Origin of the sequence: Inhella sp., from assembly GCF_027532025.1 — a bacterium.
GTDB lineage: Bacteria > Pseudomonadota > Gammaproteobacteria > Burkholderiales > Burkholderiaceae_C > Inhella.
Map to the genome: position 1 here is coordinate 1 of NZ_JAPZSY010000055.1, position 17,631 is coordinate 17,631.

13 protein-coding genes and 1 pseudogene are annotated in these 17,631 nt (G+C 68.3%); 9 read left to right on the forward strand and 5 right to left on the reverse strand.

Annotated features, from left to right (window positions below; all coding sequences use genetic code 11):
- Nucleotides 1-171: 171 nt before the first annotated feature.
- A pseudogene (gene selD, locus O9335_RS08955) lies at nt 172-924 on the reverse strand (selenide, water dikinase SelD); the annotation flags it as partial.
- Between the two features lie 57 nt (nt 925-981).
- Here selD and O9335_RS08960 point away from each other — a divergent pair.
- Nucleotides 982-2,034 carry a homocysteine S-methyltransferase family protein gene (locus tag O9335_RS08960; protein ID WP_298386797.1) on the forward strand — a complete coding sequence of 351 codons (1,053 nt, stop codon included), beginning with the start codon at nt 982-984 and terminating at the stop codon, nt 2,032-2,034.
- A gap of 305 nt (nt 2,035-2,339) precedes the next feature.
- Here O9335_RS08960 and O9335_RS08965 read toward each other — a convergent pair whose 3' ends face one another.
- Entirely contained in the window at nt 2,340-4,691 is a 2,352-nt protein-coding gene (locus O9335_RS08965) for a serine hydrolase (RefSeq protein ID WP_298386800.1), read from the reverse strand.
- Between the two features lie 59 nt (nt 4,692-4,750).
- Between O9335_RS08965 and O9335_RS08970 the strand changes: the two genes are divergently transcribed.
- Together O9335_RS08970 and O9335_RS08975 are read left to right on the forward strand one after the other, a co-directional pair.
- On the forward strand, nt 4,751-4,879 hold the full coding sequence (locus O9335_RS08970) for a hypothetical protein (RefSeq protein ID WP_298386803.1): 129 nt from the start codon (nt 4,751-4,753) through the stop codon (nt 4,877-4,879).
- 184 nt (nt 4,880-5,063) lie between these two features.
- A complete protein-coding gene (locus O9335_RS08975) occupies nt 5,064-5,960 on the forward strand; it encodes a LysR family transcriptional regulator (RefSeq protein WP_298386807.1) in 897 nt (298 codons plus the stop codon).
- A gap of 471 nt (nt 5,961-6,431) precedes the next feature.
- Here O9335_RS08975 and O9335_RS08980 read toward each other — a convergent pair whose 3' ends face one another.
- Entirely contained in the window at nt 6,432-7,628 is a 1,197-nt protein-coding gene (locus tag O9335_RS08980; RefSeq protein ID WP_298386813.1) for a phosphohydrolase, read from the reverse strand.
- A 97-nt stretch (nt 7,629-7,725) separates the two neighbouring features.
- On the opposite strand from O9335_RS08980, the gene metH reads away from it, so the two are divergent.
- Both metH and O9335_RS08990 read left to right on the forward strand, forming a co-directional pair.
- On the forward strand, nt 7,726-10,440 hold the full coding sequence (metH, locus tag O9335_RS08985; RefSeq protein WP_298386816.1) for a methionine synthase: 2,715 nt from the start codon (nt 7,726-7,728) through the stop codon (nt 10,438-10,440).
- 11 nt (nt 10,441-10,451) lie between these two features.
- The gene (locus O9335_RS08990) at nt 10,452-11,603 is read left to right on the forward strand and encodes a diguanylate cyclase (protein ID WP_298386819.1); all 1,152 of its coding nucleotides are present in this window, start codon (nt 10,452-10,454) and stop codon (nt 11,601-11,603) included.
- Between the two features lie 14 nt (nt 11,604-11,617).
- Here the strand turns inward: O9335_RS08990 and O9335_RS08995 are convergent, their stop codons facing one another.
- The gene (locus tag O9335_RS08995; RefSeq protein ID WP_298386822.1) at nt 11,618-12,970 is read right to left on the reverse strand and encodes an MATE family efflux transporter; all 1,353 of its coding nucleotides are present in this window, start codon (nt 12,968-12,970) and stop codon (nt 11,618-11,620) included.
- 56 nt (nt 12,971-13,026) lie between these two features.
- Here O9335_RS08995 and O9335_RS09000 point away from each other — a divergent pair, with 56 nt between their 5' ends.
- Genes O9335_RS09000 through O9335_RS09010 form a run of 3 tightly spaced genes read left to right on the forward strand, consistent with a single transcriptional unit; the run spans nt 13,027 to nt 15,408 of the window.
- Nucleotides 13,027-13,851: an alpha/beta hydrolase gene (locus O9335_RS09000; protein WP_298386825.1), complete on the forward strand. Its 825-nt coding sequence runs from the start codon at nt 13,027-13,029 to the stop codon at nt 13,849-13,851.
- The gene (locus tag O9335_RS09005) at nt 13,839-14,708 is read left to right on the forward strand and encodes a hydrolase 1, exosortase A system-associated (protein WP_298386828.1); all 870 of its coding nucleotides are present in this window, start codon (nt 13,839-13,841) and stop codon (nt 14,706-14,708) included. The genes O9335_RS09000 and O9335_RS09005 overlap by 13 nt, the downstream gene beginning before the upstream one ends.
- Before the next feature lie 19 nt (nt 14,709-14,727).
- Nucleotides 14,728-15,408 carry a hypothetical protein gene (locus tag O9335_RS09010; RefSeq protein ID WP_298386831.1) on the forward strand — a complete coding sequence of 227 codons (681 nt, stop codon included), beginning with the start codon at nt 14,728-14,730 and terminating at the stop codon, nt 15,406-15,408.
- 10 nt (nt 15,409-15,418) lie between these two features.
- Here O9335_RS09010 and O9335_RS09015 read toward each other — a convergent pair whose 3' ends face one another.
- Entirely contained in the window at nt 15,419-16,618 is a 1,200-nt protein-coding gene (locus O9335_RS09015; RefSeq protein ID WP_298386832.1) for an amino acid aminotransferase, read from the reverse strand.
- A 357-nt stretch (nt 16,619-16,975) separates the two neighbouring features.
- Here O9335_RS09015 and O9335_RS09020 point away from each other — a divergent pair, with 357 nt between their 5' ends.
- Entirely contained in the window at nt 16,976-17,590 is a 615-nt protein-coding gene (locus O9335_RS09020; RefSeq protein WP_298386835.1) for a PEP-CTERM sorting domain-containing protein, read from the forward strand.
- Nucleotides 17,591-17,631 lie beyond the last annotated feature (41 nt).

The window sequence follows — 17,631 nt, forward strand, 5'->3', positions numbered from 1 at the left end:
CCCCTGGTCCGGCGCAGGCTAGGAGCGACGCCGCCGTGGACTCGTGTCCACAAGAAGGAGCGACAACGCATGCGCCGGATCCAGGGGCCACCCTTCGGGCCGAGCCGCGGGGGCGACAAGCGTCGTTTCCGGCTCCTGACGTAGCCCGCCACGCGGCGTCGCCAGCGCCTAGCCTGTCGCCCCCGGGATCTCGGCGACGGCCTGGGCCTCTGCCGCGCAGACTCCTAGGCCAAAGCCGGTGACGTCGGTCAGCGCATGCACGCCCGGCAAGGCGGCCAGCTCCGGGCCCGGGGTGTTGAGCCGGGTGGTGGCGTCGATCAGGGCGGCGTAGCCCTCGGGGCCGAGCCGATCCTTCTTCCGCGCCGCGGCGTACACCCCCACGCCCAGGGGCTTGCCCAGCACCAGCACATCGCCGGGCCGGGCATCGGCGTTGCGGCGCACGCGATCCGGGTGCACCAGCCCCAGCGCCACCAGGCCGTAGATGGGTTCGACCGAGTCGATGGAGTGCCCACCCGCGATGGGGATGCCTGCCGCACGGCACACGCTGGCGCCGCCTGCCAGGATGCGGCCGATCGTGGCCGTGGACAGCGTCGCGATGGGCATGCCCACCAGAGCCAAAGCGAGGATAGGCCGCCCGCCCATGGCGTAGACGTCGCTGATGGCGTTGGTGGCGGCGATGCGCCCGAAGTCGAACGGGTCGTCCACGATGGGCATGAAGAAATCCGTCGTGGCCACCAAGGCCTGCTCGTCGTTGAGCCGGTACACGGCCGCGTCGTCGGCGGTCTCGATCCCGACCATCAACTCGGGCGGAAGCGGAAAGCCGCTGCTGCTTTTTAGGATGTCCGCCAGCACGCCGGGCGCGATCTTGCAGCCGCAACCTCCGCCGCGGGAGAGGCTCGTGAGGCGCGGTTCGGTGGGGGTCATGCGGGCATCTCCTGGAAGGAAAGCCATTGTGCGCAGCGCGGCCGCGACAATGCCGCCATGAAGCCGATTGCCTACACCCGCGCCACCCAACTCCCCCACCTGATGCAGCAGCGCATCCTCGTGCTGGACGGCGCCATGGGCACCATGATCCAGCGCTACAAGCTCACCGAGGCCGACTTCCGCGGCACGCGCTTTGCCGACCATGGCAAGGACCTGAAGGGCAACAACGACCTGCTGCAACTGACCCGGCCCGACGTGATCCGCGAGATCCACGAGCAGTACTTGGCCGCCGGGGCCGACCTGATCGAGACCAACACCTTCGGCGCCACCTCGGTCGCGCAAGAGGACTACGACCTCGCCGGCCTGGCCTACGAGCTCAACGTCGAGGCCGCCAAGCTGGCCCGCGCCGCGTGCGACAAGTACTCGACGCCCGACAAGCCCCGCTTCGCCGCCGGCGCCCTGGGCCCCACGCCGCGCACGGCCAGCATCAGCCCCGACGTGAACGACCCCGGCGCGCGCAACGTCGACTTCGAAACCCTGCGCGCCGCGTACTACGAGCAGGCCCAAGGCCTGCTGGACGGCGGCTGCGACCTGTTCCTGGTCGAGACCATCTTCGACACCCTGAACGCCAAGGCGGCGCTGTTCGCGCTGGACGAGCTGATGGAGGCCACGGGCGAGCGCCTGCCGGTGATCATCTCGGGCACGGTGACCGACGCCTCGGGCCGCATCCTCAGCGGACAGACCGTCACAGCCTTTTGGCACTCGGTGCGCCACGCCCACCCCATCGCCGTGGGCCTGAACTGCGCGCTGGGCGCCAGCCTGATGCGGCCTTACCTGGAAGAGCTGTCCACCGCGGCGGCCGACACGCCCATCAGCTGCTACCCCAACGCCGGCCTGCCCAACCCGATGAGCGACACGGGCTTCGACGAGACGCCCGAGATCACCGGCCGCTTGGTGGGCGAGTTCGCCGCGCGCGGCCTGCTGAACATCGCCGGCGGCTGCTGCGGCACCACACCGGCGCACGTGGCCGAGATCGCTCAGCAGGTGAGCGCCTACCGCCCGCGGCCCAACGCGATGTTCACGCGCTGGGTCGAAGATGGGTCCGGCTGAAAAGAGCTGCGGCGCGGGAGCTGATGACCCAGTCTTGAACTTGGGGGCAAAGTTTTGAAGTCTACTCGCCAAGCACGACGGTCAGTGGCCAGAGCCTTGATCGCCGCGCCACCCTGTACCGCCCGCCGTGTGGGTCGCTTGGCAGTGGAGCTTCCCGTCCGATGAATCGCGATGACCGGCTGCCGTCGGCCAGGAACGGCCGGTCGCAACGGGCAGCTTCCGGAAGTCCCAGTTGAACTTGACTCCAGCGGCAGTCGCGCAGGACGACCAGATCAGTAACTCGCGCGCAGACTTGGCAGGGATTGCTAGCGCTGAGTGCCTATGAGCAAACCGAGGAAGCGGTCATCGGCCGATACGGTGGCGTCGGCGGGGTCGCGCCCTCCCATGCGCACTGCCACCAAGCGCAGGCTCGGGATCACGTACAAGCGGTAACCGCCGAAGCCAGCCGCCATGTACATGTCGGCCGGCACACTCGGTGCAAGCCGGCCACCAGTGGACCATTCCAGAGCCCTTGTGACGTCGACCGAGTCCTGGCCCGGCTGATAGGTCGAACCGACCTCCCGGTTCAGCCACCACGACAGGCCATAGCCCCAGAACGCATCGGTGCGGTAGCTGGCGCAGCGTGAAAGCAGGCCTGGCGGCAGCACTTGCACGCCGTTCCATACGCCGTCGGCCAGCATGAGTTGGCCGTACTTGGCCCATTCGCGGGCAGTCAGCGATGCCCCGCCGCCGAAGTTGGGCTTGCCGTTCAAGTCGCGCTGCCAGTCTCCCACCGTCAGCCCGATGCGATCCAGCACGCGCGACTTCAGGTAGTCCAGTGGGTCCAGCCCGCCGGTCACCAAGCCCTGCGCGTTGTAGCCGCCGCCGGTGGACAGCTCGAACAGTGCCGCGACCGCCTGGAAGTTGTTGGGCGTGTAGATGGCCGCCACGCCGGGATCGTAGGCTGAGGGTGATGCCACCGCCTGTGCGTAGCTGTCGACATTGTTCAAGGCGCTGCCGGAGACGCCCGAGGCCCGCAGGCCCGCACTGATCGACAGCAGATCCTTGAGGCGGATCTTGGCCTTCGCCGCGGGTTGCGGTGCGGAGCCTCCAGCGGTCCACGCCGGAATCCTGGTCGACGCAAGGAGGTCGGGTGTCAGGATGCCATCGGCTTCGGCGGCTGCCACCAACGCGCAACTGAAGCTCTTGGTTCCGCTCGCGATCGCCTTGGCCGTGGTCCCGTTCCAACCATTCATGTACGCCTCATAGACCACGCGCCCGTCCTGCATCACCACCGTGCCCGAACTCCCGATCGATTTCAGGAAATCGGCGGCCGCCGTGAAGTTGAGTGTCGACGCGCTGGGTGGCGGGGTGGGCGTCGTATCCTGCCCCCGCCCCATCCGGGCGACGAACGAGGATGGCCCTCCAGGGCTGTCCAGCGTGGTGCCACCGAATCGAATGGAACCCCCGGTGTTGCCACCGAACGTGCCAACCTGCGTCACGCCTCCGTCGATACCCACCGACAGCGCGTAATTGACGTCGTCACCCGTGCCCGGCGAAGTGGCGAACCACTCGATCGCTCCCCCGGCGCCAACGCGCACCGTGAACATCTCTCGCGAACCCGCGCTTGCAACCACCTGCTGACCCCAGGGCAACGTCGCTGAGCCGCCGAACTCTCCGGCCATGACGACCGTGCCGTCATCGGCGACCTCGATCTCGCTGCCCTCGTCTGTGCCATCGCTGCCAAATGTCTGAACCCAGACCGGCCGGCCGCCCGCGTCGAGCCGTGCGAGGAAGAGGTTGGACGCCCCGGTGCTGCGAACGGACTGCGCGCCGAAGGTGACCGTGCCACTGAACGTGCCGGCGATCGCGATATTGCCACTCGCGTCGCCACCGATGCCGCGGCACTTGTCGTCGCCGGCGCCGCCGAAGCTTCGGGCCCACTGCAACTGACCGTCGCTGTCGTAGGCCGCGACAAAGCAATCCCTTGCGCCCGCCGAAGTGATGGTCATCTGCCCGCCCGCACCGTTGTCGATGGCGACGCTGCCGCTGAACTCACCAGCGACGAGCACGCGGTTGCTGCCATCCCGGCCGATGCCACGGCCCGCCAGCACACCCGGCCCTGTGATCGCGCGTGCCCACAGGGGCGCGCCCTGCCCGTCGAGCTTGACGATGAAGACCTGATCGCCCGTAAAGCCCGATGGTGCGTTGAGCGTGCGATTGCCAAAGGTGATCTGATCCCGGAAGACACCGATAGCCAGCGCATTGCCCGCGCCATCCATCGCGATTTCATTGCCATAGGCGCGGCCGGCGCCGCTGCCCGTCGTCAGCCAGCGCACAGCGCCGTTGCGGTCAAGACGGGCGACGAACGCATCTGAATTCGCGCCGGCCGTATTGACGGCGATGCCATCGAAGCTAAAGCTGCCCGAGACCTGACCGACGACGATCGCATCACCGTTGGGTGCGGCCACGACATCGAACGCGTAGTCCTCACCGCCGCCGCCGAACGAACGCACCCATTGCAGGCGGCCGTCGGCACCCAGCGATGCAACGAAGACATCGGTTCCTTTCCCCTGCGTCGCGATGCTCTGTGCCCCCAGTTGCAGAGCGGCGCCCGATCCGGCTGATCCGACGACCACGCTGCTGCCGTCGTCCCGCGTGCTGACGCCGCGTGCCACTGCGGGGCCACCCGTGATCGAGGTCGCCCACGCAAAGTCGGGCGGCGCAGCCGGTGCCGGTGCTGGTGCTGGTGCCGGTGCTGGTGCCGGTGCCGGTGCTGGTGCCGGTGCTGGTGCCGGTGCTGGTGCTGGTGCTGGCGGGGCCGCAGATCCCGCCCCGCCGCCGCAGGCCGAGAGCGAGAACGTGACTGCAACCAGTAGCGCGAGTCGTGCCGACCGGCAGCTGGGACTGTTCAGATTCTTCATGGCCTGGCGCGTCACAAATTGGTGTGGTGACGTATCCTCGTCGCCAACATCGGCGTTCATAGGCACTGAATGTTGTTCATGCCTCAGCTGCCTGGAGTCTGCGCACCAAAATTCACGAACAACGGCATGGAACTGCGAGACCTCCGCTACTTCACCACCTTGGCAAGGGAGGCCAATCTCAGCAAAGCGGCCGACGCGCTGGGGCTTTCGCAGTCCACGCTGTCCAAATCGCTGGCGCGCCTGGAAGCCGCCTGCGGAGCGAGCCTCGTGCTGCGTCTACCGCGCGGCATCGAAGTCACTGAGCAGGGACAAATCGTTCTGCGTCATGCGGAGCGCATGACGACGATGGCCAAAGACGTGCGCGCCGCCGTGGATGCGTCGCGCCAGGTGGCTCAGGACTGCCTGCGCTTGGGGGTCGGCTTGGGCGAACTGGGAGAGGCCGAATCACTGGCGCTATCGCAGTTCGTCTCGCGCGAACCGCACGCGCGCGTCGACGTCGTGCAGGCGTCCAGTGAGGCGTTGTCCGCTGCGCTGGCACGCGGTGACGTCGACTGCGTGATCGGGCCAACGCCCGAGGTGGTGCCGCCGGATCACAGGGTGACACCGCTGGGCACCGATACCTATGCCGGCGTGTGCGCGATCAACCATCCGCGCCGCGATCGGCTTCGCTCACTGGCGGCACTGGTGCAAGAGCGCTGGGCCGTGCCGCGGGCCACCACCCGCGTGGGGCTCAGGCTTGCGGGACTGGTCCACCAGAGGGGTCTGCCGCTGCCAAAGGTGGCGATGCGATGCGACGCGGTGACGACCTTGCTCTCCACGATCGCGCGCAGTGACTGCGTAGGCTGCTTCTCGCACGCGATGGTCCAAGCGCACCCGCTGCGCGATCAGCTGATGATTCTGTCCATCGAGGAAATCCGCTACGTTAAGTCGCTGGTCTTCATCAGCCGGGAACACAACGCCGATTTGCTGTTGGTGAGGACGATTCGCGAGTTGGTCGTAGCAAACCGGAAGGCAGTTGCTTGACGCGTCAGGGTGGCGAAGAGAGTCGGGAGCACTTCCAGCCCTCTGTGAGCGGATGAGACGCTGGCACTCGAGTTGTCGAGTTGCATCGACGCGCAATCTGTCGTGGACTTCTTGTGTAAGTGAAGCGCGTATGGCATGCGAGGCGTTGTGCGCAAGGCTGCGATGCGGGCGTTCTCGCGTCTGTTGGGGGGACTGTCTCGCGATGCACGCATGCGTCGTCGACTGGCTGCTTCTTGGCAAGTAAGTCGTGATTTCGGACGACCGGTGTGGGTCGATGGCTGCCGGTGACCCGTGCCGACAGAAACCGCAGCACTCGGTCTCGAGGTGTCTTTCAAACTGCTGCTCGCTTGTGCAAAGGGCCGACGCCACGCTTCCCTGTTCAAAACCTTGCCAAGTCGGGACCACGCCATCGGACCGGCGGGCGGTTGGGGCGGTCGTTCAAGACCTTGTTGTCAGTTCCCGCGCCGCGCCTCAGTACAGGCGCAGCAACTTGTCGATCGACAAGCGCAGCTTGAGTTCGTGTGGCGCCAAGCCGGTGACCACCGCCTGGCTGGACAGTCGGGTGTCGCGGGGCACAGGCGAGGTCAGCGGTGCGCCACTTTTGCCAATCAGCGCGGCCACCAGGGGGTCGGTGGCGATGGCGCCGCGCTTGAGCACGATCCCATCCTCGCCATTGGCCAGGCGGACCAAGGTGCCCGGTGGGTACAGTCCCAAAGCCTTGATGAGGGCGGCACCGGCTTCGTCTTGCTGCTTGGCCTCGTCCAAAAAGATGGCGCGCGACGCCTGCACCCCAGCATGCGCCTTGCGTGAAATGCGCGGCGCCAGTTGCGCAGCGAAGGTGTCGATGCGCTGCAGCAGACGCGCCAGGCGCTCGGGTTCAGGCCGGGAGGACAGCGGCCCCGGCGCGGTGTCGTGGTGCAAACGCACGGCAGTGAGCCATAGCGGATCGGTGACGCCCAGGCTGGCCAACAACTCGGCGCTGCGCCCACCGTGGCCCTGCAGTTGACGGCGCTGCTCCTGGCTCAAGGCCTCGCGCTGTTGCGCCAAGCGGTCCTGCAGCAGGCCCAGACTCAGGTTCATGGTCAGCGCTGCGCGGCCCAGGGACGATAGGTGATCGAGGGGCCAGGCCAACCGGTCGCCTACCAGCTCGCACAACACCATGCACAGCAAAGCGTGCCGCGCGGTGTATTGCATGAGCTCTTGGCTGGCCTCGTGCACCAGCAGGAGCAGGGCTTGGTCTGGGTTGCGGCGCAGGCGCCCCACGGCCTCCTCGCGCAGCGCCTCCAAGCGACCCAGAAAGCCCTCGGCCTTGGGGTCGCGGAGCAAATTGTGCAGTTGCAACTGCAATTCGGACCAAGCCGCCGGCTCGCTGAGCACCACCGCCGAACGCGCGAAGGTCTGGTTGAAGTCGGGCTTGACCTTGGCGATCTCGCTGAGCGCGGCGTTCTGGTGGAACAGCTGCATCGTCAGGTTGTTGGCTTCCCGACGGTAAGCCTCGGTCTCGCGCGCCAGAACGTACACCCCACGCTCCAGCATCTCGCGCACGGCAGGGGTATTGGGCAGCACCACGCCGTTGGCAAACAGCAGATTGCCCGCCGCATCGCGCAGCGAGAAGTTCAGGCGCTGACCCGGGCGCAGCGCATCGGGAGGAAGGCGAACGATTTCCACCCCCTGATTGTCGGCGCAGCCCGGCGAGTCTGGAGGGGGGCCTTCCTAGAATGCGGGCCGTGTTTACCGGGCTTTTTGCCCTGATTGATCGCTCGCCATGCTCTCCATGCCCCCGCCCCTGAAGCTGTCCGGCCTCGAACCCATGACGCTGGGCCCCGGCAGCCTGTTCGTCAACGTGGGCGAGCGCACCAACGTCACCGGCTCCAAAGCCTTTGCGCGTCTCATCTTGAGCGGCCAGTACGAAGAGGCCCTGGCCGTGGCCCGGCAGCAGGTGGAGAACGGCGCCCAGGTCATCGACGTCAACATGGACGAGGCCATGCTCGACAGCAAGGCCGCGATGGTGCGCTTCTTGAACCTGATGGCCAGCGAGCCCGACGTGGCCCGCGTGCCGGTGATGGTCGACAGCAGCAAGTGGGAGGTCATCGAGGCCGGTCTGCGCTGCCTGCAGGGCAAGGGCATCGTCAACTCCATCTCCCTGAAAGAGGGCGAGGCCGAGTTCCTGCGCCAGGCCAAGCTGGTCAAGCGCTATGGCGCCGCCGCCGTGGTGATGGCCTTCGACGAACAAGGCCAGGCGGACACTTTGCAACGCCGCAAGGACATCTGCCGGCGCGCCTACGACCTGCTGGTGGGCATCGACTTCCCGCCGGAAGACGTCATCTTCGACCCCAACATCTTTGCCATCGCCACCGGCATCGAGGAGCACGCCAACTACGCGGTGGACTTCATCGAGGCCACGCGCTGGATCAAGGCGAACCTGCCCGGCGCGAAGGTGTCGGGTGGCGTCAGCAACGTGTCCTTCAGCTTCCGCGGCAACGAGCCGGTGCGCGAGGCCATCCACACCGTGTTCCTGTACCACGCCATCCAGGCGGGCATGGACATGGGCATCGTCAACGCCGGGATGATCGGCGTGTACGACGAGATCCCGGCCGACTTGCGCGAGCGCGTGGAAGACGTGGTGCTCAACCGCCGCCCCGACGCCACCGAGCGCCTGCTGGAGGTGGCCGACGCCGTGAAGGGCGCGGCCAAGGACGACAGCGCCAAGTACGCCTGGCGCGCGGGCGACGTGAACGAGCGCCTCAAGCACGCCTTGGTGCACGGCATCACCGAGTTCATCACCGAAGACACCGAAGAGGCCTGGCAGGCCATCCAGGCCACGGGCGGCCGGCCGCTGCACGTCATCGAGGGCCCCCTGATGGCCGGCATGAACGTCGTGGGCGACCTGTTCGGCGCCGGCAAGATGTTCTTGCCCCAGGTGGTGAAGAGCGCGCGCGTGATGAAGTCGGCCGTGGCCTACCTCATCCCTTATATCGAGGAAGAGAAGAAGGCGCTGGAAGCCGCCGGCGCCGACGTGCGCGCCAAGGGCAAGATCGTCATCGCCACCGTCAAGGGCGACGTGCACGACATCGGCAAGAACATCGTCACCGTGGTCTTGCAGTGCAACAACTACGAGGTGGTGAACATGGGCGTGATGGTGCCCGCGCACGAGATCTTGGCCCGGGCCAAGGCCGAGGGCGCCGACATCATCGGCCTGAGCGGCCTCATCACCCCCAGCCTGGAAGAGATGCAGCACGTGGCCGCCGAGATGCAGGCCGACCCGCACTTCCGCGACGCGGGCATCCCGCTGCTCATCGGCGGCGCCACCACCAGCCGCGTGCACACGGCCGTGAAGATCGCGCCGAAGTACGAAGGCCCGGTGGTCTACGTGCCCGACGCTTCGCGCAGTGTGAGCGTGTGCAGCGAGCTGCTCAGCCCCGAGCGCCGCGGCGCCTACCTGCTCGAGCTGCAGGCCGACTACCGCAAGGTGCGCGAGCAGCACGCCAACAAGAAGACCACCCCGCTGGTGACCCTGGCCCAGGCCCGCGCCAACAAGCACCGCGTTGTGTTTGACGCGCTGCCCGTGCCCCGCGTGCTGGGCGTCAAGCGCCTGAGCAACTACCCGCTGGCCGAGTTGGCCGACTGCATCGACTGGGGCCCCTTCTTCCAGACCTGGGACCTGGCCGGCCCCTACCCCGCCATCCTCAGCGACGAGGTGGTGGGCGAACAGGCGACCAAGGTCTTCGCCGATGCGAAGGCGATGCTGCAGAAGATCGTGGCCGGCCGCTGGCTGCGCGCCGATGGTGCCTTCGCGCTCTACCCCGCCGCGCAGGTGGACGACGACGACATCGCCGTGTTCAACGAGGCGCGCACCGAGCGCCTGATGACCTGGCACGGCCTGCGCTTGCAGACCGAGCGCCCGGTGGTCGCTGACGTGAAGCGCCCCAACCGCTGCCTGGCCGACTTCGTCGCCCCCTTGGAGGGCGGTGCGCCGCGCGACCACATCGGCCTTTTTGCCGTCACCGTGCACGGCGTGGCCGAGAAGGAGGCCGAGTTCCTGGCCGCGCACGACGACTACAACGCCATCCTGCTCAAGGCCCTGGCCGACCGCCTGGCCGAGGCCTTCGCCGAGCGCCTGCACCAGCGCGTGCGCACCGAGTTCTGGGCCTACGCCGAGGTCGAGGCCCTGAGCAACGAGGCCCTGATCGCCGAGCAGTACCGCGGCATCCGCCCCGCGCCCGGCTACCCCGCCTGCCCCGACCACCTGGTGAAGCAAGACCTGCTGCGCCTGCTGCAGGCCGACCAGTTCGGTCTGACTTTGACGGAGAGCATGGCCATGCTGCCGGCCAGCAGCGTATCGGGCTTCTACCTGGCCCACCCCGAGGCGACCTACTTCAACGTCGGTCGCATCGGCGACGACCAGCTGGCCGACTGGGCGCGACGCTGCGGCTTGGCCGAGGCCACCGCCCGACGGGCCTTGGCCCCGCTGCTGGAGTAAACAAGGCGCCCATGGCCCTGCACCTGCCCACCGTGATGATGTTCGCCGGCCTGCTGACGGCCGTGGTCACGCTGGGCTTGGGCCTGCTGGCCTGGCGCGAGCGCCGGGCTTACCTGATGCACTGGGCCGCGGCACTGGCGACCACCTTCGTGGGCATGTTGTTGTTCGGCTTGCGCGGCACGGCGCCAGACCTGCTGACGATCGTCACCGCCAACGTGATGCTGCTGGGCAATTTGCTGTTCACGCTCAGTGGCTACCTGCGGCTCTTCGGCCAGCCCGTGCCGGTGCGGGCCATGCTCGCCCTGGTGCTGGTGCAAACCTTGGTGTACGGCTGGCTCACGTTTGGGGTCGACGACTACCCCACCCGCATGCTGGTGTTCAACAGCACCTTGGTGGTGTTGTCGGCCGCCAGCGCGCTGGTGCTGCGCCAGCACCGCCACCGTTTCGGGTGGGCCGTGCTGGCCCTGCCCGTGGGCGCGCACCTGGTGCAGGTGTTGATGGGCTTGGTTCGCATCGGCCTGACGCTCCAAACCAACGAGCCGACCCCCAGCTTCATGCAGGCCAGCCAAGGGCATGTGATGGCCATCATGCTCAACACCCTGGCGGCTCTGGCGCTGGCCTTCGGTTTCCTGTCCCTGCACGCCAGCCACTTGCTCGAAGCCCTGGAAAAGCAGGCCGCCACCGACCCCCTGACGGGCCTGTCCAACCGCCGCGGCTTCGACCGCGCCTTGGCGCTGGAGTGGGAGCGGCAACGCCGCCGCGGTTCGTCGCTGGCGGTGCTGGTGATCGACATCGACCACTTCAAGCAAATCAACGACCAACACGGCCATGCCGTGGGCGACACCGCCCTGCGGCACCTGGGCCAGGTGCTGCGCCAACACCTGCGCCCCTACGACCTGTCCGGCCGCCTGGGCGGCGAAGAGTTTTGCGTGGTGTCGGCCGACACCGACTTGGAAGGCGCGCGGCGCAGCGCCGAACGCTTGCGGCAGGCCTCGCTCGTGTACGGGCACGATGCCAACGGTCAGCCCTTGGGCCTCACCCTGTCGATCGGCGTCGCCGTGGTGCAAGCCGACGACCAGAGCCCCCACGACGCCATCCGCCGTGCGGATGCCGCGCTCTACCGCGCCAAGCAAAACGGCCGCAACCGCGTCGAGCTCGGCTGACGCCGTTTCTAGGTTCAGTCCTCCAGGCGTCTGACGCGCCGCCGAGCGGCCCGGGCTTTGGGCAACCAAGCAAGGGTGGCCCAACGCCGCCACATCAGCAGGCCCCGCAACCACTCGTCCAAGGCGTAGGCCATCCACACCCCGGCCAGGCCCCAGCCCAGATGCAGCCCGAACCACCAACTGCCACCGGCCAGCACCACGGCCATGGACACCGCGCCCACCGCCACCGGGTAGCGCGCATCGCCCGCCGCGCGCAAGGCATTGATGACCACCAGATTGAAGGTGCGGCCGGGCTCGAGCAGCACGGTCAGCCACAGCAGGGTCACGCACTGCGCGACGATGGCCGCATCCTGCGTGAACTGGCGCATCAGCCAGGGCCCGGCCAGCGCGGCCAAACCCGACACCACCACGCTGCTGGCCAAGCCCCAGGCCAAGGCGCGGCGCAGCAAGCGGTTGGCTTCGCGCAAACGCCCCGCCCCGATCAAGTGGCCGATCAGGATCTCCATCGACAAGCCGATGGCCAAGCCCGCCAGCAAGATGAAATGCATGACCTGGGAGGTGTAGGCGTGCGCCGCCAGCGCCGCGCTGCCCAGGGTGGCCACCACGCCCATGCTGACCATGAAGGCCAGCCGCCAGGCGATGTTCTCGGCCGCTCCCGGCAGCCCGATGTGCAGCATGGCCGCCACCTCGGCCCGCTGCCAGCGCAGCCAGTCGCTGGGGCGTGGCTTCAGGCCCAGGCGCATCGTCCACAGCAAGGCATGCAGCCCCAGGGCCAGCAGGCGGCTGGCGATGACGGCCCAGGCGAAGCCCACGAGCCCGAAACCCGGCATCCAAGCCAGCGCCAAGCCCAGCTGCAGGGCGTTTTGCGCCACCAGCACCATCAGGGTGTCGCGCGAGCGCAGGTGGGCGCGCATCACGCTGCCCATGCTGGCGTTCCAGGCGTCCAAGAGCATCGCCGGCGCGAGCCACTGCAGCAAGGGCACGGCCAGCGGCAGCAGTTCGGCGGGAGCCTGCAGCGCGTGCAACAAGGGATCGGCACCCGCCCAGATCACCACCGCGCAGGCCAGCCCGATCCAGGTGCTGGCGCCCAAGGCCGCGCGCGCCAGGCGTTCGGCCGATCCGCTGGCGCCTTGGCCCAGCGCCTGCGTGATGACCACCCCCATGCCCGCCCCAACGATGCGGAACACGATGAAGACGGTGGCGTTGAGTTGCTGGGCCAGCGCAAAGGCGCCGGCGGCTGCATCGCTCACCCGCGCCGCCAGGGCCGTCGCCACCAAGCCGACGGCCATGCCCAGGGCCAGCTCCAAGAACAGGGGCCACAGCAAAGGCCACAACTGCGGGGCGGGGCGGGCGGAGGGCGGTCGCATGAGGGGGCGGATTGTCAAGCCGCCCCGGAAGGCCCGTCGGTAGACTGCCCCGCGCCATGGTCTCGCCCCGTTCCCCCTCCCACCACCGCGTTCACGCCGAGCACCTCGTGCTGGCGGGGGCGCGGTGCCTGGCCGTGAGCCACCGGCCCACCGGACCGGTGCGCGGGGCCCTGCTGCTGTTCCCGGCCCTGGCCGAAGAGTTGAACAAGACCCGCCGCGCCACCACCCTGGCCGCGCAAGCCATGGCCGAGCAGGGCTTGGCCGTGCTGCAGGTGGACTGGCAAGGCAGCGGCGACAGCGAGGGCGATTTCGCCGAGGCCGACTGGGCCGCCTGGCTGGCGCAAGCGGCCGCGGCCCGCGCCTGGTGGGCCGACCAGCACCCGGGTCGCCCGCTGTTGGCGTGGGGCGTGCGCGCCGGTTGCCTGATGGCTTCGGCGCTGGACGCCGACGCGCCGTGGGACGGCCAGCTGTGGTGGCAGCCCGTGGCCAAGGGTCAGACGCATTGGCAGCAATGGCTGCGCCTGAAGCAAGCCGCTGGCCTGGCCGACGGCGGCAGCGAACGGACCCGCCTGGAGGACGTCGCCCAGCGCGGTGACACCCTCGAAATCGCCGGCTACACCTTCGCGCCCGGCTGGGTGCAAGGCCTCGTGGCCAGCGAGCTGAAGCCACCCCAAGGCCCCACGCTGTGGTTGGAAGCCACCCGCCAAACCCCGCCCGCCCTGCTGCCCGCCAGCGCCGCTGGTTTGGCGCGCTGGAACGCGCCCAGCCTGCAAGCCCGGGCCCTGAACGACCCCGCGCCCTGGGCCGTGGCCGAGCTCGAAGACTGCCCGGCGCTGACGCAAGCCAGCCTCGACTGGTGGAACACCCAATGGCCGCAATGACCGTCCAAGAGCGGGTCGTCCCGCTGGCCTGGCCTGGGCGCGACGACGGCTTTGGCCTGCTGAGCGAGCCGCTCGGCGCACCCTCGCCATGGGGCGTCCTGGTGCTGGTGGGCGGCCCGCAAACACGGGTGGGGGCGCATCGCCATTTCGTCACGCTGGCGCGGCAACTGGCCGCCGCGGGCGTGCCCACCTTGCGCTTCGACCACCGCGGCCTGGGCGATTGCGGTGGCCCATTGCAACCGTTTCAGGCGCTGGACGACGACGTGGACGCGGGCATCGATGCCTTGACCCGTGCTGTGCCGAGCCTGCAAGGCGTGGTGCTCTGGGGGCTGTGCGATGCCGCCAGCGCCGCCCTGCTCTACACCGCCCGCCGGGCCGACCCGCGCGTGCGCGCCCTGGCCCTGCTCAACCCGTGGGTGCGATCGCCCCAAGGGGAGGCCCAGACGCGACTGCGGCACTACTACGGAGAGCGCCTGCGCAGCCCCGCGTTTTGGCGCAAGCTGCTGCGCGGTGGTGTGGGCCTGAGGGCGGCGCTCGACTGGTGGCGCGTGCGCCAACAGGCGCGCGAGGCCCGCTCGGCCGCGCCCGCCCCCCGGATCGAGCCCTTCCAAGCCACGATGGCGCGAGCGTGGATGGGCGGCTTTGACGGCCCCATCCTGCTGCAACTCAGCGGCCGCGACCACACCGCGCGCGAATTCGAGAACGTGCACGCCGTGTTCCCAGCCTGGGCCGGTTGGCGCGAACGCCCCCGACTGACCGTGCAGCCCTACGACGAAGCGGACCACACCTTCTCGCAGCGGCGCTGGCAGGACGCCTCCACCCAGGCCCTGATCGGCTGGCTGCGGAGCCTGGCATGAGGGGGGCGAGAGGGTGTCGATGAGGGCGCGCTGGCAGGCCCTGTGCCAAGAAATGGGCGACGCCCACACCGCCGCGCTGTACGTGGCGCACCGCCTGTTGGGGCGGCTGACAGAGGGGCGGGTGCGCATCGTGCCCTACGCGCTGTACGCGCAAGCCGTCGGGCACACGGCGCTGCAGGCCGTCAAGGCCGACCCCAACACCACCGTGCGCGTCGAATCCGGCCCCGCGGCCCGCATCCCGCCTGGCCCACGAACCGACGACGTCATCCAGCGGCGCCTGCAGGCCGGCCACGAGTGCCACGTCTGCGAGGTGGCCGGGCAGTTCGCCGGCACCATCTGGCTGTCCCGTGGCGTGCACGACGAAGACGAGGTGCGTTGTCGCTACCGGCTGCCTCCGCACAGCGTGTGGGATCACGACGTGTACGTTGTGCCCAGGTATCGCCTCGGGCGCACCGTGGCGCGGCTGTGGGCGGCGGTGGACCAAGATTTGGCGCGGCGCGGCGTGGCCTGGACCTTCAGCCGCATTTCACGCTTCAACCGCGCCTCGATCGGCACCCACGAGCGCCTGGGCGCACGCCGCGTGGGCACGGCACTTTTTCTGTGCTGGGGCCGCTGGGAGCTCAGCTGGGTGCCAGGGCGTCGCGGCCCGCGCCTGAGCGCGCGGGCGCGGCCGGAAATCCAACTGCACGCGCCCGACTGAGAAGCCAGCCTCAGCCGCCCAGCACCGCCGCCATCGCCATCGCCACCGGCTCGACATTGCGGCGGTTCAAGCCCGCCACGCACATGCGGCCGCTCTTCAGGATGTAGACGCCGTGCTGCTCGCGCAGCGCGTCCACCTGCGCGGGTGTCAGGCCGGTGTAGCTGAACATCCCGCGCTGCGTCAGGAAGTAGCCGAAGTCGCGGCCAGGCAGCTTGGCGCTGAGCACCTCGTACAAGGCCGAGCGCATGCCCTGGATGCGCTCGCGCATGGCGTTCACTTCGCCCTCCCACTGGGCGCGCAACGCCGGGTCGTTCAGCAGCGTGGCCACCACCTGACCGCCGTGCGTGGGCGGGTTGCTGTAGTTGCGGCGGATGTTGAACTTCAGCTGGCCCAGCACCAACTCGGCTTGCTGCGCGCTGGGGCACACCACGCTGAGCGCGCCGCAACGCTCGCCATACACGCTCATGTTCTTGCTGAAGCTGTTGGCCAGCAGGAAAGACAAGTTGGCGTCCAGGAAGGTGCGCACCGCCACCAAGTCTTCCTGCAAGCCGTCGCCGTAGCCCTGGTAGGCCAGGTCCAGGAAGGGCAGCAACTGGCGCTCGGCCGCCACCTGGGCCACCCGCTGCCACTGCGCCGCGGTCAAGTCCACCCCCGTCGGGTTGTGACAGCACGCGTGCAACAGCACCACGCTGCGCGCGGGCAGGCGCTCCAGCGCCTCCATCATGGCCTCGAAACGCAGGCCACCGGTGGCCGGGTCGTAATAGGGGTAGGTGGCGGTGGGCAGCCCCGAGCCCTCGAACACCGCGCGGTGGTTGTCCCAGGTGGGGTCACTCAGGTGCACCGTGGTGTCGGGGAAGTGGGCCTTCAGGAAGTCGGCCGCCACCTTCAACCCCCCGCTGCTGCCCACGCCCTGGATGGTCGCCACGCGCCGGTCGCGCAGCACCGGGTGATCGGCGCCGAACAAGAGGTTTTGCACGGCGCTGCGAAAGTTGGCCGCACCCTCCATGGGCAGGTAAGGCCGCGCCCCGGCGTTTTGCACCACGCGCAACTCCGCCTCGCGCACCGAGGCCAGCGCAGGGATCTTGCCCGCCTCGTCGAAGTAAATGCCAATGGACAGGTTCACCTTTTGCTCGGTGCGCGGGTCCTTTTGGAAAGCTTCGTTGAGGCTGAGGATGGGATCGCCGGCGTAGGGGGGGACGTGGGAAAACATGGGGCGAGGGAGGAGCGGAGGAAGCCGAGATTATTGGGCGTGGCGCTGCGCTCCTTCCCAGCGACTGAACCTATCGCGAGACCAGCGGTCGGCACTACACCAGTACAGCCACTCCGCCTCACGGTCCAGCCTCGCCGACGAAGGCCGATGAGCAGGCAGCGGAGACGACAAGCCAGTTGTTGCTTTTTCTTACATCTCGACCGGACATGAAAGGCGAGCTGACGACGAGACAGGCGCAAGCGATTGATTTAAAACATGTTATTCATTTGGACGAGACTGTGGCCCACTAATTGCTTGATGTCCTCACCGCAGCCTTTCCAGGGGCTGCACTGTGTACAACTTCACGCCTCGCAAACCATGCGCTCCATTCGTATCCTCGCCGTACTCGGCGCCCTCGTCGGCATCGTGTCAGCCCAGGCCGCCCCGATCGTCGCGACCAACAACACTTTTGGCACTTTCGACCGAAGCTCGGGCACCCGCAACCTCGTAGTCACTGGCCCCGGTGCAGTGGCCGACGTGGACATCCTCATCGACTTCGCCAAGTGCGACGACCCTGCCATCGGCCCAGCCAACACCAGTTGCATCGGTGCGGGCTACGCCTACCTGAGCGAAACCTTCTTCTACTTGCTCAGCCCTACGGGCACTCGCGTCAACCTGATCAACACCGGCACCTTCACGGGCGGTCAAGGGGCTCGCGTCCAAATCAACTTCGATGACGCAGCCGCCTCTGTCGTCGGTGGCGCTGCCATGAGCAGTGGCACCTTCCGCGGCGTGCAGTCGCTATCGGCCTTCAACGGACAAGTGGCCGCCGGCACGTGGATTCTGGGCATGGGAGACAGCGTGGGCGCAGACCCCCTGAGCTTTTTCAGTGCACGGCTGACCGTCAACGCGGTGTCGGAACCAGCAAGCCTAGGTCTGCTCGGCCTGAGCATGCTGGTCCTGGGCACTTTCGCCCGCCGCCGTCAGGCCTGAAGCGGCGCTCTGTAGGCTCCCAATGAGGCGACCTGTGGGTC

Bases quoted from the DNA above. Each gene is read 5' to 3' on its own strand.
- O9335_RS09000 (WP_298386825.1), top strand. From the start codon at position 13,027: ATGGTCTCGCCCCGTTCCCCCTCCCACCACCGCGTTCACGCCGAGCAC.
- metH (WP_298386816.1), top strand. From the start codon at position 7,726: ATGCTCTCCATGCCCCCGCCCCTGAAGCTGTCCGGCCTCGAACCCATG.
- O9335_RS09010 (WP_298386831.1), top strand. From the start codon at position 14,728: ATGAGGGCGCGCTGGCAGGCCCTGTGCCAAGAAATGGGCGACGCCCAC.
- O9335_RS09020 (WP_298386835.1), top strand. From the start codon at position 16,976: ATGCGCTCCATTCGTATCCTCGCCGTACTCGGCGCCCTCGTCGGCATC.
- O9335_RS09015 (WP_298386832.1), bottom strand. From the start codon at position 16,618: ATGTTTTCCCACGTCCCCCCCTACGCCGGCGATCCCATCCTCAGCCTC.
- O9335_RS08990 (WP_298386819.1), top strand. From the start codon at position 10,452: ATGGCCCTGCACCTGCCCACCGTGATGATGTTCGCCGGCCTGCTGACG.
- O9335_RS09005 (WP_298386828.1), top strand. From the start codon at position 13,839: ATGGCCGCAATGACCGTCCAAGAGCGGGTCGTCCCGCTGGCCTGGCCT.
- O9335_RS08960 (WP_298386797.1), top strand. From the start codon at position 982: ATGAAGCCGATTGCCTACACCCGCGCCACCCAACTCCCCCACCTGATG.
- O9335_RS08975 (WP_298386807.1), top strand. From the start codon at position 5,064: ATGGAACTGCGAGACCTCCGCTACTTCACCACCTTGGCAAGGGAGGCC.
- O9335_RS08995 (WP_298386822.1), bottom strand. From the start codon at position 12,970: ATGCGACCGCCCTCCGCCCGCCCCGCCCCGCAGTTGTGGCCTTTGCTG.